The organism is Polynucleobacter rarus, from assembly GCF_003072505.1.
Lineage (GTDB): Bacteria > Pseudomonadota > Gammaproteobacteria > Burkholderiales > Burkholderiaceae > Polynucleobacter > Polynucleobacter rarus.
In genome coordinates this window covers 3109958-3134968 of sequence record NZ_NTGB01000001.1, presented here as the reverse complement: position 1 = coordinate 3134968, position 25011 = coordinate 3109958, and the positions used below count along the sequence as shown (strand labels likewise).

The 25011-nt window shown below is 40.9% G+C and carries 19 protein-coding genes; 10 read left to right on the top strand and 9 right to left on the bottom strand.

From position 1 onward, the window contains the following. Nucleotides 1-2: 2 nt before the first annotated feature. Nucleotides 3-2771: a DNA polymerase I gene (gene polA / locus AOC35_RS15305; protein WP_108648626.1), complete on the bottom strand. Its 2769-nt coding sequence runs from the start codon at nt 2769-2771 to the stop codon at nt 3-5. Nucleotides 2772-2891: 120 nt separating this feature from the next. Between polA and AOC35_RS15300 the strand changes: the two genes are divergently transcribed. From AOC35_RS15300 to AOC35_RS15290, 3 genes are read left to right on the top strand one after another with little or no spacing between them, the layout of a single operon-like run. Next, nucleotides 2892-3224, top strand: coding sequence for a hypothetical protein (locus AOC35_RS15300; protein ID WP_159077625.1), 333 nt, complete (start codon nt 2892-2894; stop codon nt 3222-3224). A 4-nt stretch (nt 3225-3228) separates the two neighbouring features. After that, nucleotides 3229-4209, top strand: coding sequence for a homoserine kinase (locus AOC35_RS15295; RefSeq protein WP_108648623.1), 981 nt, complete (start codon nt 3229-3231; stop codon nt 4207-4209). Beyond that, nucleotides 4199-5005, top strand: a complete 807-nt coding sequence (locus AOC35_RS15290) for a BPSS1780 family membrane protein (RefSeq protein ID WP_108648621.1) — start codon at nt 4199-4201, stop codon at nt 5003-5005. The genes AOC35_RS15295 and AOC35_RS15290 overlap by 11 nt, the downstream gene beginning before the upstream one ends. A 147-nt stretch (nt 5006-5152) precedes the next feature. Here AOC35_RS15290 and AOC35_RS15285 read toward each other — a convergent pair whose 3' ends face one another. Next, nucleotides 5153-7492 (bottom strand): UvrD-helicase domain-containing protein, encoded by a 2340-nt coding sequence (locus AOC35_RS15285; protein ID WP_108648619.1) that lies wholly within the window; start codon nt 7490-7492, stop codon nt 5153-5155. Nucleotides 7493-7563: 71 nt separating this feature from the next. On the opposite strand from AOC35_RS15285, the gene AOC35_RS15280 reads away from it, so the two are divergent. Then, complete coding sequence (locus tag AOC35_RS15280) at nt 7564-10437, top strand: valine--tRNA ligase (RefSeq protein ID WP_108648617.1); 2874 nt, start codon at nt 7564-7566, stop codon at nt 10435-10437. Nucleotides 10438-10464: 27 nt separating this feature from the next. Next, nucleotides 10465-11361, top strand: a complete 897-nt coding sequence (gene galU / locus AOC35_RS15275; RefSeq protein WP_108648614.1) for a UTP--glucose-1-phosphate uridylyltransferase GalU — start codon at nt 10465-10467, stop codon at nt 11359-11361. Here galU and AOC35_RS15270 read toward each other — a convergent pair whose 3' ends face one another. Both AOC35_RS15270 and alaS read right to left on the bottom strand, forming a co-directional pair. Continuing rightward, nucleotides 11362-11598: a sulfurtransferase TusA family protein gene (locus AOC35_RS15270; RefSeq protein ID WP_425440634.1), complete on the bottom strand. Its 237-nt coding sequence runs from the start codon at nt 11596-11598 to the stop codon at nt 11362-11364. Next, nucleotides 11595-14237, bottom strand: a complete 2643-nt coding sequence (alaS, locus tag AOC35_RS15265) for an alanine--tRNA ligase (protein ID WP_108648613.1) — start codon at nt 14235-14237, stop codon at nt 11595-11597. Before alaS ends, AOC35_RS15270 begins: the two co-directional genes overlap by 4 nt. A 224-nt stretch (nt 14238-14461) precedes the next feature. On the opposite strand from alaS, the gene AOC35_RS15260 reads away from it, so the two are divergent. From AOC35_RS15260 to AOC35_RS15250, 3 genes are read left to right on the top strand one after another with little or no spacing between them, the layout of a single operon-like run. Beyond that, nucleotides 14462-14914: a tripartite tricarboxylate transporter TctB family protein gene (locus tag AOC35_RS15260; RefSeq protein ID WP_108648611.1), complete on the top strand. Its 453-nt coding sequence runs from the start codon at nt 14462-14464 to the stop codon at nt 14912-14914. A gap of 48 nt (nt 14915-14962) precedes the next feature. Next, nucleotides 14963-16465 carry a tripartite tricarboxylate transporter permease gene (locus tag AOC35_RS15255; RefSeq protein WP_108648609.1) on the top strand — a complete coding sequence of 501 codons (1503 nt, stop codon included), beginning with the start codon at nt 14963-14965 and terminating at the stop codon, nt 16463-16465. Nucleotides 16466-16499: 34 nt separating this feature from the next. Continuing rightward, nucleotides 16500-18281 carry a glutamine--tRNA ligase/YqeY domain fusion protein gene (locus tag AOC35_RS15250; protein WP_108648607.1) on the top strand — a complete coding sequence of 594 codons (1782 nt, stop codon included), beginning with the start codon at nt 16500-16502 and terminating at the stop codon, nt 18279-18281. Here the strand turns inward: AOC35_RS15250 and AOC35_RS15245 are convergent, their stop codons facing one another. Continuing rightward, nucleotides 18282-19172: an SDR family oxidoreductase gene (locus tag AOC35_RS15245; protein WP_342749913.1), complete on the bottom strand. Its 891-nt coding sequence runs from the start codon at nt 19170-19172 to the stop codon at nt 18282-18284. It abuts the gene before it with no gap. A 31-nt stretch (nt 19173-19203) separates the two neighbouring features. On the opposite strand from AOC35_RS15245, the gene AOC35_RS15240 reads away from it, so the two are divergent. Continuing rightward, nucleotides 19204-20259 carry a CDP-6-deoxy-delta-3,4-glucoseen reductase gene (locus AOC35_RS15240; protein ID WP_108648603.1) on the top strand — a complete coding sequence of 352 codons (1056 nt, stop codon included), beginning with the start codon at nt 19204-19206 and terminating at the stop codon, nt 20257-20259. Nucleotides 20260-20322: 63 nt separating this feature from the next. Next, entirely contained in the window at nt 20323-21501 is a 1179-nt protein-coding gene (locus AOC35_RS15235; RefSeq protein WP_108648597.1) for an acetylornithine transaminase, read from the top strand. Here AOC35_RS15235 and AOC35_RS15230 read toward each other — a convergent pair. From AOC35_RS15230 to AOC35_RS15215, 4 genes are read right to left on the bottom strand one after another with little or no spacing between them, the layout of a single operon-like run. Further along, entirely contained in the window at nt 21486-22184 is a 699-nt protein-coding gene (locus AOC35_RS15230; RefSeq protein ID WP_108648595.1) for an ABC transporter ATP-binding protein, read from the bottom strand. The genes AOC35_RS15235 and AOC35_RS15230 overlap by 16 nt on opposite strands. A 7-nt stretch (nt 22185-22191) precedes the next feature. Beyond that, on the bottom strand, nt 22192-22971 hold the full coding sequence (locus AOC35_RS15225; protein ID WP_108648593.1) for an ABC transporter ATP-binding protein: 780 nt from the start codon (nt 22969-22971) through the stop codon (nt 22192-22194). An 8-nt stretch (nt 22972-22979) separates the two neighbouring features. Continuing rightward, nucleotides 22980-24050, bottom strand: coding sequence for a branched-chain amino acid ABC transporter permease (locus AOC35_RS15220; RefSeq protein WP_108648590.1), 1071 nt, complete (start codon nt 24048-24050; stop codon nt 22980-22982). Then, nucleotides 24051-24986: a branched-chain amino acid ABC transporter permease gene (locus tag AOC35_RS15215; protein ID WP_108648588.1), complete on the bottom strand. Its 936-nt coding sequence runs from the start codon at nt 24984-24986 to the stop codon at nt 24051-24053. Nucleotides 24987-25011: the final 25 nt, after the last annotated feature.

Below are 25011 nucleotides of genomic sequence, written 5' to 3'. Positions count from 1 at the left end.
GCTTAATGCGCTTCTTCCCAATTATCGCCGATACCAATGCCCACCTCTAAAGGAACACTTAGCGCTGCAACGGTCGTCATTATTCGGTTGAGATGCTCTTTGACAAAGTCCATCTCTACTTCAGCAACCTCAAGGACTAATTCATCGTGTACTTGAAGTAATAATTTTGTTTGAAGATTTTCTGCTTCAAGCCATTCCTGTACTTTAATCATTGATAACTTAATTAAGTCAGCAGCAGTACCTTGCATTGGTGCATTAATTGCCGCTCGCTCTGCGCCTTGTCGACGTATTGCATTAGTGCTTTGAATTTCCGCAAGCCATAGTCTACGACCAAAGAAAGTCTCTACATAGCCTTTATCTTTGGCAGTTGCCCGCGTAACTGCCATATATTTAGCGACTCCAGGATACCGAGCAAAGTAGGTATCAATATAACTTTGTGCAGCACCTCTATCAATACCTAAATTCCCGGCTAGACCAAAAGCACTCATGCCGTAAATTAGACCAAAATTAATAACTTTAGCAAAGCGTCTTTGCTCGCTACTTACTAAGTCTAATGGGACATTAAAAATTTCAGCTGCTGTTGCTTTGTGAATATCTAATCCATTAGCAAAGGCATCTAAAAGATTTTCATCCTGGGCAAAATGTGCCATGATGCGCAGTTCAATTTGCGAATAATCGGCAGACATGAGTTTAAAGCCAGGTTTGGCAATAAAGGCTTCCCTAATTTTCCTGCCCTCATCGGTTCTAATTGGAATATTTTGCAAGTTAGGTTCATTAGATGCAAGACGTCCTGTTGCCGCAACGGCTTGGGCATAGTTCGTATGCAGTCGATTGGTCTTCTTATTGATCATTCTAGGCAGTTTTTCAATATAGGTCGACTGTAATTTAGCAAGGCTTCGATAGTCTAGAATTCTGGCTGGCAACGGATAATCCTCGGACAACTTCGCGAGCACCTCTTCATCGGTAGAGGGAGCCCCACCAGGTGTTTTTTTCACTACAGGCAACTTGAGTAATGTAAAAAGAATCTCACCGATTTGTTTGGGCGATTGGATATTAAAGCGTTGACCCGCCAAGCTATAAATTTCAGTTTCTAAATCAATTAGTTTTTTACCGACAGTTTGGCTCTGAGCAGCTAGTTTTTCTGTGTCAATCAATATGCCATTGCGTTCCATAATGGCTAAGACCCTCATGGTCGGCATTTCGATAGACTCATATACAAACTTTAAGCTAGGATCATTTTGGATAATTGGTGCAAAATTTTCATGCAGGCGCAGGGTAATGTCCGCATCCTCGGCAGCATACCGGGATGCTTGCTCGTGCATCACTTGATCAAAGGTGATTTGTTTAACTCCCTTGCCACAAACATCTTCAAATTTAATCGTATTTAAACCAAGATGGCGCAGTGCCATCGTATCCATATCATGGGGCTTGTGGGATTCAAACACATAGGATTCGAGTAAGGTATCGTGTTGGATGCCTTTTAAAGATACGCCATGATTTAACAAAATATGGAGATCAAACTTTAGATTTTGACCCACTTTTTTATACTGATCGCCTTCCAACCAAGGCTTTAGCATTTCTAAAACAAGCTCACGATTAAGTTGATCCTCACTAGTTGTATGCGCTAATGGGATGTAACATGCGTTCCCTTCTTCAGTAGCTAAGGAGATACCAACGAGTTCTGAAACCATCGGTTCGAGCCCAGTTGTTTCCGTATCAAAACAAGTAAGTTGAGCTAACTTAATTTTTTCTAACCAAAACTGCAATCGATCAAGGCTTGTGACACACTCATAGTTGGCGCTTTTAGTGTCATTCTGAACTATCTGTTGTAATGCTTCGCCATTCAAATCATTGTTAGGAGAGCTTGCATCAGAGTTACTCTGCGTATTCACAACCGACTGAATATCTTGAGTCAGATGGTATTCTTTAAGCCAAGTTTTAAAGCCATACTTAACAAATAACCCTCTCAAATCATCATGATTTTCAGGTTTAGCTTCAAGTTCAGATAAATCGAGCAAATGTTCGTCAAGCTCACAGTCGAGCTTCACGGTTAATAATTTTCTAGCAGTGGCTAACCAAGGAATTGCTTGACGCAGATTTTCACCCACAACTCCTTTAATATCGGCAGCTTTTTCGATTAAATGGTCCAAATTTCCATATTCTGTGAGCCATTTGACAGCGGTTTTTGGTCCTGCTTTAGGCACGCCAGGCACGTTATCAACAGTATCACCGGTAATCGTTAAATAATCCACGATCAACTCCGGAGGAATGCCGAATTTGGCTGTTACCCCACCAATATCCAATTTTTCATTGGTCATCGTATTAATTAAAGTAACTTTTTCAGTCACTAACTGGGCTAAATCTTTGTCACCGGTAGAAATGATGGTGGTCCAATCCATTTCGCTAGCTCTTTTGGCTAAGGTACCGATCACATCATCGGCCTCAACTTGTGGCACCATAATGACTGGCCAGCCTAGCGCCTTCACTACGGCGTGAATGGGCTCGATTTGTTTGACTAAATCCTCGGGCATGGAAGATCGATTAGCTTTATATTCTGGATACCATTCGTCTCTAAAGGTGGGGCCTTTAGCATCAAAAACGCAAGCAATATGCGTAGTTGGCATCTTTTGACGGGCTTGCCTTAGCATATTAATCATGCCATAAATTGCACCCGTAGGTTCTCCTTGCGGATTACGCAAATCTGGCATAGCATGAAATGCTCTGTAGAGATAACTGGAGCCGTCAACCAATAATAAAATTTCTTTAGTCATGCCTTAATCGTACAATTATGTTTTATTTAACAACTTACTTTTGTAAAGCCAATGAACAACATCCGATTCAATAGGGTATCAGCGTTAATTTTTTCCGTCACTTTCATCGCCTCTTTCAACATGATAGTGACTAATCAAGTCTTTGCTCAAAATACCAATATTTCGCCCGGTCTTGAAGCCAAGGAATTGGAACTGATCAACCGTCAGCCTATCTCTCCATCAGTAAGAGCAAATGAGAACGTTCTTGGCACAGAAAAAAGGCCTACCTCTTTTGAATATCAAGAAAATCAAGGCACCCGCATTACAGAATATACTTCAAATGGTCGTCCTGTAGAAATTCAAGTAGATTCCCGCTCAGGTACTCATTACGAAATGAGTAAACCAATCAATTCAAGCCCAACATTACCAAATACGACGATCCAGCGGGTTCCTTCAATTCAACTCCCATTTTAGCCGTATGGCGGTCTATACCCAATTAAATTTAGAAGAAGTTGCTGTTTGGTTTAAAAATCAATTCAGTTTAGGGGATGTCGTCAGTTTGAAGGGCATTAGCTCTGGCATTGAAAATAGCAACTTTTTTTTAACTGCTTTGCAAGGAAATGTTCAAACAGAATATGTTCTGACTATTTTTGAGCGCTTATCTGCGCAAGAGTTGCCTTATTACTTAGAGCTAATGCAGCACTTATCAAAACATGGCATTAAGGTACCAGCCCCTTTTCTGAATAAACAACAAGATCTTGTTTTAGATTTAAAAAATAAACCCGGTGCTCTTGTGAGTAAACTTGAAGGAGCCTCCGTGATGGCCCCGACTCCTGAACATTGCCACGAAGTCGGTATGATGCTTGCCAAAATGCATCTTGCTGGCGCCTCTTTTAAGAAAAACCAACCCAACTTGAGAAGTTTGCCTTGGTGGCAAGAAACCGTTCCACAAATTCTGCCATTTTTAGATCAAGCGCAAAAAAACTTACTAAGTGAAGAGTTACAAGTTCAAACAGAATTTTTTCATAGTACGACCTATCAAGATTTACCCCAAGGACCAAGTCATTGTGATTTGTTCAGGGATAACGTCCTGTTTAAAGATGCCTCGGCCGGATCTTATCCGGAATTGAGTGGATTTTTTGACTTTTATTTTGCCGGGACAGATAAATGGCTATTTGATATCTGTGTCACGGTAAATGACTGGTGTATTGAACACTCCTCGGGAGCATTTAAACCCGATTTAATCAGTGCTTTTTTACATGCTTATCAGGAGATAAGGCCATTTACTGATGAAGAGGAAATAGCTTGGCCTTTTATGCAAAGGGCGGCCGCACTTCGCTTTTGGATTTCTAGGCTATGGGATTTACACTTGCCACGTGAAGCAGCTTTATTAACCCCCCATGATCCAAAGCATTTTGAAAGAATATTGCGTTTAAGGGTGAAACAACATGCAAATTAATCGTCTTCCGCCAAAATCAGGATACATTTGGATTCGACAAGGCATTTGGCTATTTAAGCAAAACCCTTTTACTTTCTTGATGCTAGTGTTTCTATATATATTTTTAATGCAACTTTCCATGTTCATACCGATTGTTGGTATTATTTTTGTATTAATTTTTAACCCTTGCATCTCAGTTGCCTTTCTGACTGCTGCGCAAAGAGTGATCCTAAAACAAACAGTTAAACCCTCTATTTACATTACTGCAATAAAGGAACTGCCCCCTGCCATTAGGGTGAGACTATTGAAGCTCGGTGGTTTATATACGATATTTATCGTATTAATTAGCCTAGTTTCATCTCAATTTATTGATGTAGAAAAGATAATGCCACTTTTAACTAGCGGTGAAATTACTGGGCCAACCCTCGTTCAAGAGATGTATTACGCTTTAATCGTTGCAGCAGTTTTATATTTACCCGTAGCGATGTTGATGTGGTTTTCGCCGCAACTGATTGCTTGGCAAAATTTGAGTATTCGTAAAGCGATTTTCGGTAGTTGGCTTGGTTTTTGGTTCAATAAGGGTGCTTTCGTAGTTTATCTCGCCACTTGGGGGATTATCCTCATAACTGTTCCGTTATTTGTAGGTGGTATTTTTGAGGCATTAGATATCAAGCAGTATGCTAGTTATCTCATCACACCCTTTTCCATGTTATCCATCACGATCTTTTATTGTTCTTTTTATGCTATTTGGAAAGGCTGCTTCACGGACTCAGTTAAAACTAGCGCAAACTTATCCGATGAAGATGCCAGTGCTTGAAGAAATTTGAGAGCTAGCGAAATAAAGTGCTAGTAAATGCAGAGCCGGCTAATGTAGCACTAACTATAACGACTAATTTTAGGTATGAACTTCAGAGCTAGTTTTGCTTACTCGTTTTGCTTACTATTCTGCTAACTATTCTGCTAACTATTCAATAGCGCTTAATTTTGCAATGCTGAGTTGTAACCACTTCACACCGTTTCTAGTAAAGTTTACCTGCGCCCTGGTATCAGCGCCATTTCCTTCAAAGCCAGTAATTCTGCCTTCGCCAAATTTTGGATGAAATACCATTTGACCAGCATAAAAACCATGATCATTATTGCTTTTGGTACTGGGCACCACGACAGAGGTTTTACTAAAACTTTTGGCAGTTGGTAAATCTTGACCCAAGCTAGTATTTCCCCAACTAGGGTTAACTTGCCTTGCCACATTACCCCACCTTGACTCTGAGTGTTTTGGAGTTAATAGTTTAAGGCACTCCTTCGGTAACTCCTCTAAAAATCTTGATGGCATGTTGTACCTCACTTGACCATGTAACATCCTAGACTGAGTATGTGACAAATACAAACGATCCCTAGCCCGCGTAATGGCGACATACATTAATCGGCGCTCTTCTTCTAAACCCTTTGGTTCATTAATACTATTCTCATGAGGGAATAAGCCTTCCTCAAGGCCTGTAATAAAGACGACTTTAAACTCGAGTCCTTTTGAAGCATGAACAGTCATTAATTGCACAGCGTCTTGACCCGCCTGTGCTTGATTATCACCTGACTCTAGGGATGCATGCGCTAAAAATCCAGCTAAAGGTGACATTTCTATGGCTGTCGTTTGAGTAGTACCTTGATTGTCAAAGAGGGGCTCAACCGGTAAGCTCGTATTGAGCTCAATCGGCGTTAAAGCAACGGCATCCTGACCTAAGCCTTCTTCAGCGACAAAAGCCGTAGCAGCGTTAATTAGTTCTTGTAAGTTTTCAATCCGATCTTGGCCTTCTTTTTCAGCCAAATAATGTTGGATTAAGCCACAATGTTGGATCACATAGTCAATTAATTCAGGTAGTGTGTTTTTACGTGTAGCATCCCGCATATGATCAATTAAACGGATAAACCCATTAATAGAGGAGCCCGGTTTACCCTCTAAAGAACTTGCTGCGCTGTAGAGTGAACATTGTTGAGTGCGGGCGATATCTTGCAAAGCTTCAATTGATCTTGCGCCAATTCCACGAGTAGGAAAATTGACCACCCTTGAAAAGGAGGTGTCATCATTGGGATTTTCCATTAAACGCAAATATGCTAGAGCATGTTTAATTTCGGCACGCTCAAAGAAGCGCAAGCCCCCATAGACTCGATAAGCGATTCCAGCAGAAAATAGACCATGCTCAATAATGCGTGACTGAGCATTGCTACGATACAAAATCGCAACTTCACTTCTAGTCATCCCGTCGTTAATTAAATTACGAATTTCGTCAATTAACCAGGAGGCTTCCATTCCATCTGAGGCGGCTTCATAAAGTCTGACCGGTTCACCATGTCCAGCATCTGTTCGTAAATTTTTACCTAACCGTTCAGTATTATGAGCAATCAGACAGTTAGCAGTATCCAGAATATTGGCGTGGGATCGATAGTTTTGTTCTAACTTAACGGTTACCGGATGGTACTGTTTTTCGAACAAGCGCATGTTTGCAACATCTGCACCTCTAAACGCGTAAATACTTTGATCATCATCACCCACTGCAAACACGCAAGCCGCATGGGGAGTTGCTTGGGCAGATAAGAGTTTTAACCAAGCGTATTGCAAAGTGTTGGTATCTTGAAACTCGTCAACTAATACATGTCTAAAACGCTTTTGATAATGCTCTCTAATTGGCTCATGAAATTTAAGAAGTTCATAAGATCTTAAAAGAAGCTCCGAAAAGTCAACCACGCCCTCTCGTTGACATTGCTCTTCATAAGCTTGATACAGTTTCGTCATCATTGCTTGAAACTCATCAACGGGGGAAATATCTTTTGGCCTATTTCCACGTTCTTTTGAATTGGAAATGAAATATTGCAACTGCTTTGGAGGATACTTTTCATCATCCACTTTTAAAGATTTGAGTAATCTTTTAATCGCAGATAATTGATCTTGGGTATCCAAAATTTGGAAAGTTGAAGGTAATCCTGCGTCTTTGAAATGGGCTCTCAATAATCGATTACATAAGCCATGAAAAGTTCCGACCCACATACCGCGAGTATTAATCGGCATCATCCCTGACAACCTAGCCAACATCTCTTTAGCGGCTTTATTTGTAAAGGTAACCGCTAAGATCCCAATCGGTGAAATTTGACCAGTCTGAATGAGGTAAGCAATCCTCGTTGTAAGAACTCGCGTTTTACCACTACCGGCCCCAGCTAAAATCAATGCCGACTGCGCATTGCCATTTTCATCTTTAGTAGCTAGGGTAACAGCCTGTAGCTGTTCAGGGTTTAAATTATGTAGAAGTTCAGACACATGGACTCTTTGAAATACACCATTATAATTTAGGAATGTCTAAAATAGAAAATAATACTCCTTCATCACCCATGTCTAACGACGCAAATCAATCAAATGAACTTGCCAAGGCCTTCGAACCCTTAGCTATCGAAAAAAAGCTCAGTCAAATTTGGGCTGAAAAAGATATAAATGTCCTAGAAATCAAAGCTGATCAGGAAAATTTCTGTATCCAATTACCGCCCCCTAATGTTACCGGTACGCTTCATATGGGGCATGCTTTTAACCAAACTATTATGGATAGCTTAACGCGTCATGCCAGAATGCAAGGTCAAAATGCATTATGGGTTCCAGGTACAGATCATGCTGGTATTGCCACACAAATTGTGGTGGAAAGACAGTTAGATGCCCAAGGTATTTCAAGACATGATTTGGGTAGAGAAACATTTTTAAATAAAGTGTGGGAATGGAAAGAAAAGTCGGGTTCCACTATTACTAGTCAAATTAAACGACTCGGCGCCTCAATTGACTGGAGTAAGGAATACTTCACGATGGATCCCTCGATGTCCGAGGCGGTTGTTGAAGTCTTTGTTACTTTATATGAACAAGGTCTGATTTACCGTGGCAAAAGGCTGGTTAATTGGGATCCAGTTCTAGGCACCGCAGTCTCCGACCTTGAAGTAGAGAGTTTGGAAGAGGCTGGTTCTATGTGGCACATTCGTTACCCTTTAGCGGATGGATCTGGGCACTTAACGGTAGCGACAACTAGACCTGAAACGATGTTGGGTGATTTAGCTGTTATGGTTCATCCTGAGGATGAGAGATATCAACACCTGATTGGTAAAAAGGTAGTATTGCCTCTATGTGACCGAGAAATACCTATTATTGCGGATGACTATGTTGATCCAGCATTTGGAACAGGTGTAGTAAAAGTTACACCAGCACACGACTTTAACGATTATGCGGTTGGTCAAAGACATCAACTCACACCGATGAGTATTCTCACTTTAGATGCCAAAATTAATGACAATGCACCTCTTACCTACCAAGGTATGGACCGCTTTGAGGCGAGAAAAAAAATTGTTAAAGACTTAGACTCATTAGGTCTGTTAGAAAAAGTGGTTGATCATAAATTGATGGTCCCTAGAGGGGATAGAACTCGCACGATTATCGAACCAATGCTAACAGACCAGTGGTTTGTAGCGATGTCTACGCCCACTCCTTTCAATCAATATAAACCAGGAGAGTCGATTGCTAGCGCAGCACTTCTCGCGGTAACTGAGGGTGATATCAAGCTTGTTCCCGAAAACTGGACTTCAACTTATTCACAATGGCTTGAAAATATTCAGGACTGGTGTATCTCTAGGCAATTATGGTGGGGTCATCAAATTCCAGCTTGGTTTTTAGACGACGGTACTTTTGTTGTGGCTAGGAATGAAGAAGCTGCTTATGAAAAAGCGCGTGCTCAAGGTTATCTTGGCAGCCTTCGGCGCGATGATGATGTCTTAGACACTTGGTTTAGTTCTGCTTTAGTCCCATTTTCATCCTTAGGTTGGCCAAATAAGACTGAACTGCTCGAGCGTTTTTTACCCTCTACTGTCTTAGTAACTGGTTTTGACATCATCTTTTTCTGGGTTGCCCGCATGGTCATGATGACCTGTCATTTCACGGGTAAAGTACCATTTCAAGATGTGTATGTGCATGGCTTAGTTAGAGATGCTGAAGGTCAGAAAATGAGTAAGTCCAAAGGAAATACCTTGGACCCAATTGATTTGATTGATGGTATTTCACTAGAAGATTTACTTGAAAAACGGACTCAAAATTTAATGAATCCGAAGCAAGCAGAATCTATTTCTAAGAAAACGACCAAAGAATTCCCACAAGGTATTCCCTCCTTTGGGACAGATGCCCTCCGCTTTACCTTTGCCTCCATGGCAACCTTGGGTAGAAATATTAATTTTGATTTAAATCGTTGTGAGGGCTATCGTAATTTTTGTAATAAGTTATGGAATGCGACTCGATTTGTTTTAATGAACTGCAATGGTAACGATGAAGACAATGGCTTCGCAAAATGTCTAGGAGACTGTGGACCGGAGGGATATTTAGACTTTTCTCCTGCTGATCGATGGATTGTTTCCCAGTTACAAAGAGTAGAAGCTGATATTGATAGAGCTTACAAAGAGTACCGGTTTGATTTAATCTCTAGTTCAATTTATCAATTTGTTTGGGACGAGTATTGTGATTGGTATTTAGAGTTGGCGAAGGTGCAATTGCAACAGGGCAGTCCGGCTAGTCAGAGGGCAACCCGTAGAACACTTTTAAGAGTTTTAGAAACGATTCTGCGCTTAGCTCACCCAATAATTCCATTTATTACTGAAGAACTATGGCAAACGGTTGCCCCTAAAGCAGGGAAATCATTACAAGATTGTCCGAAACAAAGTATTGCCTTGCAAGCTTATCCAATCTCTCAGCCTAGCAAAATTGATGAGGCTTCAGAGTTATGGGTTAAAAAACTCAAATCTTTAGTTGATGCCTGCAGAAATCTACGCGGAGAAATGCAAATTCCTCCTTCGCAAAAAGTGCCTTTATTGATTCAAGGCCCCACTGATTTCTTAGTACTTGTTAAACCTTATTTAATGAGTCTAGGCAAGTTATCTGATATCCAAATCGACACTACTGGACAACTCATTGATGCAAAGAGCGCGCAGGCACCGGTTGTAATTGTGGATGATATTCGCCTACTTTTAGAAGTCGAAATTGATGTTGAAGCCGAAAAAACGCGTATTAGGAAAGAAATGGTGCGATTGGAATCTGAGATTAAAAAAAGTTATGGTAAATTATCAAATGAAAGTTTCGTAAGTAAAGCGCCTCCTGAAGTACTTTCGCAAGAACAAAATAGGATGGCTGAGTTTAAGTCCAAGTTGGCAAGACTTTCAGATCAATGGGATAAACTATCCCACAATTAATCTATTCTTTCAAAAAACATAAACAATATGAAAAAAATTTTTAAAGCTGTTTTTCCAGTAGCTGGACTCGGTACACGATTTTTACCAGCAACTAAGGCCATGCCCAAAGAAATGCTTACCGTAGTTGATAAGCCCCTGATTCAATATGCGGTAGAAGAGGCAATTGCCTCTGGAATTACCGAACTTATTTTTGTAACAGGTCGCAGTAAAAGAGCGATTGAAGATCATTTCGATAAGGCTTACGAACTTGAAATAGAGCTTGAGAATAAAAAGAAAAACGATTTACTAGAAATCGTACGCAGTATTAAACCAAGCCATGTTGACTGTGTTTATGTTCGTCAATCAGAGGCCTTGGGACTAGGTAATGCGGTACTTTGCGCTGAAAAATTAGTTGGTAACGATCCATTTGCCATTATTCTTGCGGATGACTTATTAACCGGTCCAGTACCAACCTTACAGCAGATGATTGATGTTTACTCGCACTATCATAGTTCAGTAATCGGTGTAGAAAAAATTACCAAAGATCAAAGTCGCTCATACGGTGTTATTTCAGGTAAAAAGCTTGAAAAGAATCTTTTGAAATTAGATGACATTGTTGAGAAGCCAGCACCTGAAGATGCACCTTCTAACCTTGGTGTGGTAGGACGTTATATTTTGACTCCGCAGATTTTTTCTCATATTAAAAATCTAAAACCAGGTTCTGGTGGTGAATATCAATTAACGGATGCAATCCAAACTCTTTTACAAAAAGAGCAAGTATTAGCTTATCAATATGATGGTGTTCGTTATGATTGCGGTAGCAAATTAGGCTACCTAAAAGCAACAGTTGAGTTTGCCTTAAAGCATCCTGAAGTATCTGCTGAATTTAAAGCTTATTTAAAAGCACACAAATCGATTTCAGGCAGAACCTCAGCGGCCAAGTAACTAGCGTCTCGCTAAGTAGAAGATGAAATTTTCATCTTCTACTTCAGAATGAATCAGGTTATTTCCTGTTTGTTTTGCAAACATGGGAATATCATGCTTGGCGCCTGGGTCATTTGCAATTACTTTTAAAATCTTGCCAGTTTGCATATCGGATAGTGCTTTTTTCGTTCTTAAGACGGGCAAAGGACAAATCATCCCAATGCAATTAACTTCTTTATCAATGATGATTGCACTCATAACTTGCCTTCAACATAGTTGTTGACAGAGTTTAAGGCAGCAGGCAGGTTTTCGGGTTCCGTTCCACCTGCCATTGCTAAATCAGGTTTACCGCCACCTTTACCACCTACTTGATTGGCAACAAAATTAACTAACTCTCCCGCCTTGAGTTTGCTAATCAAATCGGGAGTTACTCCAGCAATCAGCTGTACTTTACCGTCTTGCTTACTACCTAAGACAATAACTGCAGACTTCAACTTGTTTTTAAGCTGATCAACCGTTTCTCTAAGTACTTTCGAATCTGAAACATCAAACTGTATCGCTAAGACTTGAATACCTTTGACTAACACTGCTTTCGTCATTAATTCATCGCCTTGACTAGCTGCTAATTTAGATTGAGATTTTTCAAGCTCTTTTTCAACTTCACGAAGTTGATCCAATAATTGTTGGACTCTATTTTCAAGATCGTCTGGGGTAGATTTTAAAATCTGGGCAGCAGACTGCAACTGAGATTCAATCTTTTGCATTCTGGCTAGGCTTAAATTACCCGAGATTGCCTCTATCCGGCGGATTCCAGCAGCTACACCACTCTCAGCGATTACCTTAAACAATCCGATATCGCCGGTTCTATGCACGTGGGTTCCGCCACAAAGCTCCTTAGATGAGCCAATTTCCAGGACACGAACCACATCACCATATTTTTCCCCAAACAACATCATGGCACCCGTTTTTTGCGCATCATCAATCGACATCGATTTCGCAGAGGTAGCTTGATTCTCTAAAATTTCTGCATTGACGATTTGTTCAATTTTTTCTAATTCAGCATCCGTTACAGGGCTTGAGTGGGTGAAGTCAAAGCGTGTTTTTTGTGGGTCAACTAGAGAGCCTTTTTGTTGCACATGCGCACCCAAAACTTCTCTCAGGGCTTTATGCAGTAAGTGCGTAGCACTATGATTTCTCATAATAGCTTGGCGCGAGAATACATCAACTTTGGTCTGTAATTTATCACCAACTTTGATACTACCTTCTAAAACTTTGCCGTGGTGTCCAAATACATCAGCTTGTATTTTTAAAGTATCTTCTACTTGGAACAAAAATTGCTGATTGCGCATTTCGCCACCATCACCAACTTGACCACCCGATTCGGCATAAAAAGGTGTTTGATCTAGGACGATGACAGCGTCCACGCCACTAGAAACCTCATTGACAGAACTGCCATCGATATAAAGAGCCAAAACACTCGACTGTTCAGAGTGAAGGTGTTCATAACCAATAAAGTTCGTAGCCGGACCTTGATACTCGAGACCCTGATTTACTTTAAATTTACCAGCTGCGCGAGCTAGTTCACGTTGATGTTGCATGCATTTTTCAAAGCCAGCCTCATCGACTTGAACATTTCTTTCACGACAAACATCAGCTGTTAAATCGAGGGGAAAGCCAAAAGTGTCGTGTAATTTAAAGGCGATTTCACCATCAAGAATTTGCGATGGTTTAGTCGAATCGATGTCACCAATCGCATTTTCCAAAATCTCCATGCCATTAGCAATTGTTTGAAAAAACCGTTCTTCTTCCAGCCGAATAACCTCTGAAATTTTTTCTTCATTCAGAACAAGTTCCGGATAGGCGCTGCCCATTTCTTGAACTAGGCTTTTTACGATACTAAAGAAGAATGGTGATCTAGCCCCTAATTTATAGCCATGTCGTATAGCTCTTCGCGTAATACGGCGCAGTACATAACCACGCCCTGCATTACCAGGTATGACGCCATCAGCAATCGTAAATGAACAAGCTCTTACGTGATCTGCAATCACCTTTAACGATGGGCTATTTAAATCACAGTTATTTCCTCCAGCTTGATCAACAGCTGTCTTCGCAGCGGCAATTAAGTGGACAAATAAATCAATTTCGTAATTTGAGTGCACGTGTTGCAAAATGGCGGAAATTCTTTCTAATCCCATCCCCGTATCAACGCTCTTTTTAGGGAGGGGATGCATGACTCCATTTTCATCACGATTGAACTGCATGAAAACGTTATTCCAAATTTCAATATAGCGATCACCATCTTCGTCAGGACTTCCAGGAGGACCACCTGGGATTTCAGGGCCATGATCATAGAAAATTTCAGTACAAGGTCCGCAAGGGCCTGTATCACCCATCATCCAAAAGTTATCGGACGCGTAGCGTGCACCTTTGTTATCGCCAATACGAACGACTCTCTCAGGTGGGACACCTACTTTTTTTGTCCAAATATCGAATGCCTCTTGATCTTCGGAATAGACAGTTATCAAGAGTTTTTCCTTGGGTAACTGAAATACTTCTGTCAATAACTCCCAAGCAAATTGAATGGCGTCCTCTTTAAAATAGTCGCCAAAAGAAAAATTGCCGAGCATTTCAAAGAAAGTATGATGCCGAGCTGTATAGCCGACATTATCTAGATCATTGTGTTTTCCACCCGCCCGAATACACTTTTGCGCAGTCGTAGCTCTGGTGTAAGGCCTTTTATCAAAACCTAAAAAAACATCTTTAAATTGATTCATCCCAGCATTTGTGAATAGCAAAGTTGGGTCTTCTCCAGGCACGACGGGGCTAGAGCTCACGACTTGATGGCCTTTAGAGGCAAAAAAGTCTAAATACTTTTGGCGGATTTCATTTACTTTCATAAAATATATTATCTCATCATGGTGCAAAAGGTTAATTATTTCTTAATTTTACGATTACAATTTGCAGTTATTGTTTGTTGCATCTTCATTTGAATTGCTATATGTTAGTAGGTTTTTTACTAAGTAAAAACCCTAAGATCACAATTTGAATAATCCACTTACAATGCACGTTGTTAACAAAATTAGTTAATTTTAAGAAAATAAAAATATTCGAGGAGTTTCGTTTGAAAATACGTAATCAAAAAGATTTCATGTCTGGTTTAATGTTCATAGCTATTGGAGCTTTTTTCTCCATTTTAGCTAGATCATACCAAATGGGTACCCCTGCAAAAATGGGCTCAGGCTATTTCCCTTTCTGGTTAGGAATAGTTCTCGCACTTTTGGGCTTAGCTGTTTTACTTGGTTCATTAAAATCTAGTGCCGAGGAAAGTGGTATTGGTAAATGGGATTGGAAATCTGTTACTTGGGTTACTTGCTCTGTACTCATTTTTGCGATCGCTTTACCTTACGCTGGATTAATCCTCTCATTGGTAGTTTTGATTTTTGTTTCAGCAATGGCAAGTCATGAATTTCATTGGAAAGGCACTTTAGTCAGTGCAGTGATCTTAAATGTCATCGCTTATTTTGCATTCGTATGGGGATTAAAGTTGCAGTTTCCCGTTTGGCCGAGTTTCTGAATCTAGAAAATCACTTACTAACTATTAAACAGATAGAAAAGACATAAAATGGATTTATTAAGTAATCTTTCTCTAGGCTTTGAAACAGCCTTTTCCCTCCAGAATTTAGTCTATTGCTTCATTGGCTGTGTTCTTGGTACTTTAATCGGCGTTTTACCAGGATTAGGTCCAATTGCAACGATTGCTATGCTATTACCAGCAACCTATGCATTGCCTCCAATTGCAGCGCTAATTATGCTGGCAGGTATTTACTACGGTGCACAGTACGGCGGATCAACTACTGCAATTTTGATTAATATCCCTGGAGAGTCATCCTCGGTAGTGACGGCAATTGACGGTTACCAAATGGCCCGAAACGGTCGAGCAGGTGTGGCACTCTTTACTGCAGGTATGGGTTCATTCTTCGCTGGTTGCGTAGCTACTTTAGTATTAGCAGCTTTTGCCGCACCTCTTTCAGAATTAGCTTTTAAATTCGGTCCTGCGGAATATTTCTCACTGATGGTACTTGGTTTAATTGGCGCGGTAGTACTTGCTTCTGGCTCCTTGATTAAAGCCATTGCAATGATCGTTTTAGGATTGCTCCTAGGTTTAGTCGGAACAGACGTTAACTCTGGTACTTCACGTTACGCCTTTGATATTCCTCAACTCACTGACGGACTTGGTTTCGTTGCTGTTGCAATGGGAATGTTCGGCTTTGCTGAGATTATGGGTAACCTAGAGCAAAAAGAAGAGCGTGAAACGTTCTTGAAGAAGGTTACGAATTTATGGCCTACAAAGACTGACTTCAAGAGAATGATTGCGCCGATTTTGCGTGGAACTTTGTTAGGTTCCGTCTTAGGTATTTTACCTGGTGGTGGTGCTGCGCTTGCGAGTTTCGGTGCTTATTCTTTAGAGAAAAAAGTATCAAAGTACTCAGCTGAGTTCGGTAAAGGTGCGATTGAAGGTGTTGCTGCTCCTGAGAGTGCAAACAATGCAGCTGCACAGACATCATTCATTCCATTGTTAACCCTTGGTATTCCACCAAACGCTGTGATGGCCTTGATGGTAGGTGCGATGACGATTCATAACATTCAGCCTGGTCCGCAAGTAATGACAAGTAATCCTGCCTTATTCTGGGGTTTGATTGCTTCAATGTGGATTGGTAACTTAATGTTGATCATTTTGAATTTACCAATGATCGGTGTTTGGGTTAAGTTGTTAACGATTCCTTACAGACATTTATACCCAGCAATCTTAGTATTCTGCTGTATCGGTGTTTACTCTGTAAACAACACAACTTTTGATATTTACCTCACTGCTGCATTCGGTATTATCGGATACTTGTTCAACAAGTTAGAGTGTGAAGCTCCTCCACTATTGTTAGGTTTTGTTCTAGGACCAATGATGGAAGAAAACTTCCGCCGTGCTTTGTTGCTATCAAGAGGTGACTTCACTGTATTCGTTACAAGACCATTATCTGCAAGCCTTTTATTCCTTGCTTTAATTTTAGTTGCGCTTGTTTCAGTACCAGCATTTAAGAAGACTCGTGAAGAAGCTTTCGTAGAAGATTGATATTCATTCCCAAGGCACATTACAATATGTGTCTATGTCTAAGGAATTAATTAAAACCAATGAAACCTCGGCTACCACCGAGGTTTCTAACTTTTTGCGGCAGATAATCGATCACGACTGCCTTTCTCAAACCTATTCAAATCGAGTCGATTCCAATGGCAAACTTCTGCCGTCGGTGATTACTCGCTTTCCGCCTGAGCCCAATGGCTATTTACATATAGGGCATGCTAAAAGTATCTTCCTCAATTTTGGCTTAGCGAGAGATTACGCTCATGCAATCAATGGCGCACGCTGTCATATGCGATTTGATGATACCAATCCTGCCAAAGAAGAAACTGAGTATGTCAACACCATCTTGGAATCAGTTCAGTGGTTAGGCTTCAATTGGACTTACGGTGACCAAACTTGCCTTTACTATGCAAGTGACTATTTTGATCAGTTATATCAATTTGCAGAGTTGTTGATTCAAAAGGATAAAGCTTATATAGACAGTCAGTCGGCAGATGAAATCCATAAAAGCCGTGGTAATTTTGTGGATTTAGGAGTTAATAGCCCCTACCGTAATCGTTCCATTGATGAAAACCTTGCCTTATTTAGAGCAATGAAGGATGGGCAATTTCAGGATGGGGAACATGTCCTGCGTTTAAAAATCGACATGAAGCATCCCAATTTGGTAATGAGAGATCCAGTCATTTACCGAATCCGTCACGCTCACCACCACCGAACAGGTGACAAATGGTGTATTTATCCCCTCTATGACTTTACTCACTGTATTTCTGATGCCATTGAACGTGTTTCCCACTCGATTTGTACTCTAGAGTTTGAAAACAATCGACCTTTGTATGACTGGATCTTAAATGCCCTCTGTGATGCAAGTGTCTTATCTGCTCCTTTACCGCATCAATATGAGTTTGCGCGCCTCAATTTAACCTATGCCATCACGAGTAAACGCAAACTATTACAACTTGTTCAAGATCATCATGTAGAGGGTTGGAATGACCCTAGAATGCCGACTCTTGTTGGTTTGAGACGACGTGGTTACACTGCCAAAAGTTTACAGTTGTTTTGCGACCGAATTGGCGTCTCCAAAGCCGATAGTTGGATTGAGATGAGCGTGCTGGAACAATCATTACGGGATGATCTAGATCCATCTGCCCACCGATCAGTTGCGGTCATGAAGCCCCTTAAATTAATTATTGATAATTTCGATCAAGCTCCTGAGTTGTGTTCAGCTCCCATCCACCCGCATCTTGAAGAGTTAGGTAGACGGCAGTTCCATCTGAGCAAAGAACTTTGGATTGAATCCGATGACTTTATGCAAGAACCCGTTAAAGGATTTTTTAGGCTCTACCCACCAATCAATGGTCAGCCTGGAAGCAGAGTCCGCCTACGCTATGGTTTCGTCATAGAATGCACTGGCTTTGATCTTGATGACCATGGTCAAGTGACTGCTGTTCATGCTAACTATTTTGCAGATAGTAAAAGCGGTACTGAAGGGGCTAACACTTATAAAGTCAAAGGTAATATCCATTGGCTTAGTGCAGAAGAGGCAATTGAAGCAGAAGTTAGAGTTTACGACCGTTTATTTACTGACCCAAATCCAACGGGAGGTGATAAAGATTTTTTAAACTTTTTAAATCCGCACTCCAAATCTGTCATCAAAGCTTACATTGACCCTAGTCTTGCGCTGGCAAAACCAGAGCAAAGTTTTCAATTTGAGCGACATGGTTATTTTGTTGCCGATCAATTCGACCATTCAGTGAATACGCCTGTATTCAATCTGTCAGTCGGTTTGAAAGATACCTGGAAAAAGTAATTACAGTTGTTCTAAAAAGTCTTGAACCGTTGGATAAAGAAACTGAAAGCCTATTTCCTGTAAGCGAGCATTGCTGATGCGGCGGGACTCTTGCATAAAGCTCAGTAATTGCGGACTGACCAAAGTCTTTAAGGTTTCTTTATCAACTCTTGGAGGCCTTGGTAGGTTCATTTTATCGGCCACCAAATCAAAATAATCAGCCATTTTTAGATCGCTATTATCACAAGCATTGATCACCCTTTGCGAACTTGCCCGGTACATCGATAGAATAGTTAAGCGTGCTAAATCATCTGCATGAATATGATTCGTGAACACATCCTCAGACTCTAACAGCGCTGGAGTGCCCTTTTGCAGGCGATCCACCGGTAATCGATTACCTGCATAAATGCCTGGTACGCGCAAAATAACGACACTAACGCCTAGTTTAATTGCCCATGCTCGCAGTTGTCTTTCTGCGTCGACACGGCGCACCGCCCTTAAGTTTTGGGGTTGAACTGCTTGAGTTTCCGAAATCAGTTGACCACCACAATCCCCGTAAACGCCCGTTGTACTAATATAAATAAAACGCTTTACCCTGCGCCCCTTGGAAAGCGCTTGAATTAAGGATTTAGTGCGCAGATCAGTCGTCCCATTCGGATTGGGTGGCGCTAAATGAATGACCGTATCTGCAATTTGCGATAATCTATGCAAAGTAGATTGATCATCTAAGTTACCGAATAAAGGATGCGCTCCTGCTTGTCGAAATAAAGGTAGTTTTTCGGTTTGACTCGTTAAAACATAAACTTTATGAGATTTGACTAAAATAGGTAACATCCGTTGTCCAACATCGCCACAACCTATGATGAGTAATCTGGGTTGATTAAAATGCTGTTTCATCTGGTGCATTGACATATATAGAATTGTATTAACGAAAGGGATTATTTTGGAAGATAAGCAAGTATTTTCAATTACTTTACAAAAAAGTGGCAAATCATTTTTAGTGGCTGAAGATGAGTCAATTTTAGACGCTGCCTTAAAACAAGGCATTATTCTTGCTTACGGCTGTAAAAATGGCGCTTGTGGTTCATGTAAAGCAAAAGTAATTGAAGGTGAATTCGCGATTGGTCCCCATAGTAGCAATGGCTTAACAGCAGAAGAGGAAGCTCGAAATATTGCTCTGCTTTGTTGTACTTCACCCAAAAGTAACTGCATCGTGGATGCCCGCGAAATTGATGGAGCAAGTGACTATCCGATTAAAAAAGTGCCTTGCCGAGTTGCTAGTATTCAAAAACTAACCTCCGATGTGGTTTCATTAAAACTCCAGTTACCCTCTACCGAAAAGTTTCGTTTTATTGCCGGTCAATATGTTGAGTTCTTATTGAAAGATGGAAAACGACGTGCCTACTCTATCGCTACGGCGCCTCATGAAGAAGGACCTTTAGAGTTACATATCAGACATATGCCTGGAGGGCTGTTTACGGACCACGTTTTTGGCGTTAATCCAGATCTATTCTTAAAAGAAAAGGATATATTGCGATTTGAGGGCCCCATGGGTAGCTTTTTCTTGCGTGAGGAAAGTGATAAACCAATCATTTTTATCGCCTCTGGGACGGGTTTTGCCCCTATACAATCCATTATCGAACATATCAAAGCTAACAAGATAAAACGCACAATGCATTTATATTGGGGGGGTAGAAGACCTTCAGATATTTATTATTTAGAAAAATGCGTTTCCTGGACTAAGGAACTGCCTAATTTACAATTTATTCCCGTAGTTTCTGATGCACTTCCCGAAGATCATTGGACGGGTAGAACTGGTTTTGTTCATGCTGCGGCAATGCAAGACATTCCGGATATGAGTGGCTATCAAGTCTATGCTTGTGGCGCACCCATCGTGATTAACAGTGCGTCACGAGATTTTGTTGCGAAATGTAATCTCCCAGAAGATGAGTTTTATGCTGACTCGTTTACTTCTGAGGCTGATTTAGCAAAACAATAATTAAAATTGTAATTTTTTTTAATAAACTTATTTAATTAACATTAATTTCTACTTGGACTCGCCATGATTGATGCACACTCAATAATGTATATAACAAACCGACCAGATATCACGATGGTATCTGGCGAAGGCTCTTGGCTCACTGACAATGAAGGCAAGCGCTATTTGGATTTTATGCAAGGCTGGGCAGTTAATTGTCTTGGTCATAGCAATCCCGGCATGATTGCGGCTCTTGATAAGCAAGCGCGTAAAGTAATGAACCCAAGCCCAGCTTTCTATAACGAACCGATGATTGAGTTAGCTGATTTGCTTACAGCCAATAGTTGTTTCGATAAAGTGTTTTTTGCTAATAGCGGTGCTGAAGCCAATGAAGGTGCCATTAAGTTAGCTAGAAAATGGGGTAAATTACATAAAAATAAAGCATTTGAAATTATTACCTTTGATCATAGTTTTCATGGCCGTACCATTGCCACAATGAGCGCATCCGGTAAACCGGGTTGGGATACGATGTTCGCTCCTCAAGTCCCCGGCTTTCCCAAAGCCCACTTAAATGATATCGCTAGTGTTGAAGCCCTGATTAACGAAAATACGGTTGCTGTCATGTTAGAGCCGGTGCAAGGGGAAGGTGGCGTAATTCCTGCTGAAATAGGTTTTATGCAAGATTTAAGAGCCTTAACCAAAAAACATAATATCTTGTTGATTGTTGATGAAGTCCAAAGTGGATGCGGCCGAACTGGTAAATTGTTTGCACATCAATTATTTGATGTTGAGCCTGACATCATGACACTTGGTAAGGGAATCGGTGGTGGTGTACCTCTCTCTGCCCTTTTATGTACCGATGCAGTCGCTAGTTTTGAACCAGGCGATCAAGGCGGTACTTATAACGGCAATCCGTTAATGTGCGCTGTTGGCATCAGTGTCATCACACAACTGACTGCTCCAGGCTTTTTAACTGATGTGATGGCAAAAGGTGAGTATCTCAAGAGTAAATTATTACAACTGTCTGCTGAGTTTGGCTTCGATGGAGAGCGCGGTGAAGGCTTATTAAGAGCACTCATTATGAATCGAGATATTGGACCAAGTATTGTTGATGCCGCCCGTAACATGACACCTCAAGGCTTGCTCATCAATTCCCCAAGACCTAATTTACTACGCTTTATGCCTGCCTTGAACGTAAGCACTCTAGAGATTGACCTCATGATTGAGACACTACGCACTTTAATTGCTCAAGCTCCTAAGTAAGCTGCGCTGACTCGAGGATCTTTCATGAGATCCTCGGCCCTACCTGTCATGGAAACTTGACCACTTGCTAAAACGTAAGCTCGGTCAGAGATTTCCAAAGCTCGTTGGGCATTTTGCTCTACAAGGAGGATTGTCATCCCATCCTTAGCTATTTTTTCGATAACTTCGAAGATGGTGTCTACTAAGATGGGTGAAAGTCCCATTGAGGGTTCGTCCAATAGTAATAATTTTGGTCTTGTCATTAATGCTCTTGCCATGGCAACCATTTGCTGTTCACCACCCGATAATGTCCCAGCCAATTGACTTAAGCGCTCTTTAATTCTTGGGAAAAATACATACATTTTTTCTAAATCAGATTCAATCATAGAATCTTTGCGTAAATAAGCACCCATTTGCAGGTTTTCTAAAACAGTCATACGAGTAAAAATACCTCGGCCCTCAGGCACTAGCGCCATTCCTCGTGCCAATAACTCATAGGATTTACCTGAACTCAGTACTTCATCAAACATCACCTCACCGCTTTGGTGTGTAATCATGCCAGCAATTGCTTTCAGAGTAGATGTCTTACCAGCCCCATTCGAACCAATTAAACTAACCAACTCTCCTGAATGCACTTCAAGATCAATCCCTTTGACTGCAAGAATTCCACCGTAGGAAATTTTTAATTGTTTTACTTTAAGCATAAGCTACCTAAGCTTTTTCCTTCTGATAACCTAAATAAGCTTTAATGACCGCTGGATTTTGTCGAACTTGATCTGGTAATCCAGATGCAATCACTTGTCCATAATCTAAAACACAAATTTGATCGCATAACCCCATCACAAGACGCACATCATGTTCAATCATCAAAATACTAGTTCCATCCTGTTGAATTTTTTTTAATAAATTATTTAAACTATTTTTTTCAGTTTGATTCATTCCGGCCGCAGGTTCATCTAGGGCAAGCAAGAGCGGATCTGTTGCGAGTGCTCGCGCAATTTCAAGTCGCCTTTGATCACCGTAAGATAGATTTTTCGCTTTCTGCAGAGCGAGTTCCTCACTAATTCCAACATAATCTAAAAGTTCATAAGCCCGTTGTTTGATCTGGTGCTCTTCTTGAATCGTTGAATTTGTTTTCAGAATTGCTCCAAAAAAGCCTGTATTGGTTCTTACATGCCTGCCCACCATGACATTTTCTAAAGCGGACATTTCTTTGAAAAGTCGAATATTTTGAAAGGTTCTAGCGATACCAGCCTTCAGGACTTGCTCCACATTGATAGGGTTATAGGTCTGACCATTAAAGAAGAAATTTCCTGAATCTGCAGTATATAAGCCTGTGATTACATTGAAGCAGGTCGTCTTACCTGCCCCATTAGGCCCAATTAATCCAACAATCTCTCCTTTTTTCACCACTAAATCAACGCTTGTTAGGGCTTGTAAACCGCCAAATCGTTTATTTACATTAGCGATTTTCAGTAACTCTGATGACATAGCTTCGCTCATTTTATCGACCTCTGCCATAGGCCGTTAGGTCTAAAACGGATTACTAAAATTAAAGCACTGGCGTAAAAAAGTTGTCGAATAATTTCCGCATCAATCAGGATTTTTCCGAATACCAATTTTTGTAATGGGTCCATCGAAGATCTTAGTAGCTCCGGGAAACCAGCTAATAAAAAACTACCTAAGATTACTCCTGGAATATGTCCCATACCGCCTAAAACCACCATAGCCAAAATAACAATTGACTCAGAAAGGGAGAAGGACTCAGGGGAAATAAACCCCTGAAAAGAAGCGAATAAGGCGCCAGATACACCACCAAAAGAAGCACCGATAGCAAAAGCTAGTAGCTTTAAATTTCGGGTATTTAAGCCCATTGCCTTAGCAGCAATCTCATCTTCCCGAATCGCAACCCAGGCTCGCCCAATCCTTGAGTCCTGAATTCTGGTGCACATTAAAATCACAATCATGACCAAAAATAAGAACAAGTAATAATTGAGGATGACTGAGGGTACCGACAGCTCCCCAAGATGTAAAGTTTTACCAAAACTAAGATTAGCTACCTGAACAGGATCAATGCCATTAATACCATTTGCACCATTGGTTAAATTTAATGGGCGGTCTAAATTGTTCAAGAATATACGAATAATTTCGCCGAAGCCAAGCGTAACAATCGCTAAGTAATCACCGCGCAGCTTTAATGTAGGAGCACCTAGAAGAGCACCAAAGATTGCCGCAACGAGACCGGCGATTGGGATAATAAAAAAATAGCTTAGATGTAAACCACTCGGTATCGCTTGTTTTATTTCTATAAAAGCATTCGTCAAATGCGGCGATGCTAATAAACCGGCTGCATAGGCACCGACTGCATAGAAGGCAATATACCCAAGATCAAGTAGGCCAGCAAAACCCACCACAATATTTAAACCCAAGGCTAAAAAACAATACAAAAGGGCAAAATCTAAGACCCTTACCCAATAATTACCACCCAATAAAGCGACGAGCCAAGGCATACAGAGTGCGGCAATAAAACAAGCAAGAAGTAATGCGAAACGCACTCTTTGATTGTTCATTTACGCTCTGTCCCCAGACTTTTCACCTAATAGTCCAGATGGCCTAAAGATGAGAACGCAAATCAGCACAATAAAGGCGAAGATATCTTGATAATTGGAGCCAAAAACACCCCCTGATAATTCCCCTATATAACCAGCTCCTAAAGACTCAATTAAGCCCAAAAGTAAGCCGCCTAACATCGCGCCAGGGATATTGCCAATTCCACCCAAAACAGCAGCCGTAAATGCTTTAAGTCCAGGTATAAAACCCATGTAAAAATTGACTGAACCATAGTTACTCGCAATCATTACTCCAGCTAAGGCCGCCAAGGCGCCCCCTAACATAAAAGTATAAGAAATCACACGATTAACATTGACTCCCATAATCCCAGCTACATCTGGATTCTCTGAGGTGGCTCTAATAGCTCGACCAAAGCGTGTTCGTTTAACTAAAATCAATAAGCCGAGCATGGTCACGAGCGAAGTAAAAATAATAATGATTTCTCGTATGTTAATACTCACCCCGCCATCATTGAGGGCGATGGATTTGGCAGGTATCAATTCTGGGAAATTGAGGGGTGTTCTGCCCCAAATAATCATAGCGATTGTTTGTAACAAAATAGACATGCCGATAGCGGAGATTAACGGTGCCAATCGAGGAGCGTATCTTAAAGGGCGGTACGCAATGATCTCAATGTAACGGCTCATACGTGCACAACTGGCGCTAGCGATTACGAGTGCGATCAGCAAAATAAAATAGCCCGGCATTTCAGGGAAATGTACTTGCAAGACTTTAATGACAGTTAAAGCGATGAAAGCACCAAACATCAATACTTCTCCATGAGCGAAGTTAATGATGCCTAGTACCCCATAAACCATCGTGTAGCCAAGTGCAATGAGGGAGTAGATACTCCCTAAGACGAGACCGTTAATAATTTGTTGTAAAAAGGTATCCATAAAAAACGACAGATGAATTATCTGT